2 protein-coding genes are annotated in these 1,096 nt (G+C 69.4%); both read right to left on the bottom strand.

Going from position 1 to position 1,096, the window contains the following annotated elements:
• Nucleotides 1-401: hypothetical protein (locus ACN269_RS34390; RefSeq protein WP_421477465.1), on the bottom strand; the 401-nt coding region annotated here is incomplete at its 3' end.
• A gap of 16 nt (nt 402-417) precedes the next feature.
• On the bottom strand, nt 418-1,096 hold a 679-nt coding region (locus tag ACN269_RS34385), incomplete at its 5' end, for a histidinol-phosphatase (RefSeq protein WP_421477464.1).

Here is a 1,096-nt window from a genome sequence, read left to right as displayed (position 1 = left end):
TGGGCGAGCACCGTGTCCACCACCTGCTCGTAGGAGGCGTAGGTGGCATCGGACAGGAAGGACTCCGGAACTCCGAGCACCAGGCGTTGCAGCTGCCCGGTTCCCGCCGGCCCGAGCGACTGGGCGGTGAAGCCGAGCAGTCCGACGACGGCGAGCAGCAGCGCGGGCAGTGAGATGAGCGTGAACAATGCGGCCTCGGCGGCCAGACCGGGAACGCGGTCATGGACGGTGCCGCGTCCGGTGTACTCCAGCAGCCGCCAGGTCTGCCGTACCGGTCGCGGCAGCCGGGCATACAGCGTCAGGACCCGCCTGCGCCCGGCGGATCGCGCAACGTCGACCGAGTCGACCGCCTGCGACCATCGCGCCGACCATCCGGCCTGCCCATCGCTTCCTGGTGACACTGGTAATCCCGGACGCTCAGCGGCGCCAGAAGTCGAACCGATCCCGCCCGGGGCGGAACCCGGCCGCCTCGACGACATCGACGGCCAGGTCGAAGCGGTCGCCGACGCGGTGGGGCTGATGCGCGTCGCTGCCGAACGACACCGCGTCGCCACCTTCCTCCCACCACCACCGGATCAATGTCACCGAGGCCAGCGGACTGCGGGTGTTGATTTCGAGTGCCCGACTCGAGGCAGCGAGCGCCCGGAACACCGCGCGGTACTCCTGTTCGAAGTCCGACTCGACGAATTGTCCGGCCCGCTCGGCCGGCCAGTATCGACGTGGGTAGTCGCAGTGTGCGAGCACGGAGAACACCGATGAGCCGGCGACCAAAACCAAGAGATCCGTCAGGTACCGGCGCATCAGGTCGAACGGATCGAGCAGGCCGAACAGCGCGCGGTCGACCGACTCCAGCGCGCCGTCGTGCTCGATGCCGTGCAGGCTGCCGAGCACGCGCTCGAAGTCCCCGCCGGCCAGCACTTTGGCGACGCTGCCACCGAACAGATGCGGCTCACCCGCCTCGATACCGGACTGGATCCGGAGGTCCGGAAACTCCTCGCGGCAGCGAGCGATATCGGCCATGTATCCGTCCACGTCCAGTGGGCGCACCCGGGGCCGCGCGCCGACGCGGGCGGGACGCGTCAACTCCACCGCATCG

It is taken from the genome of Micromonospora sp. WMMD736 (assembly GCF_049179015.1).
Lineage (GTDB): Bacteria > Actinomycetota > Actinomycetes > Mycobacteriales > Micromonosporaceae > Micromonospora.
The sequence above is the reverse complement of the archived record's forward strand: the minus strand, read 5'-3'. Positions and strand labels throughout refer to the sequence as shown.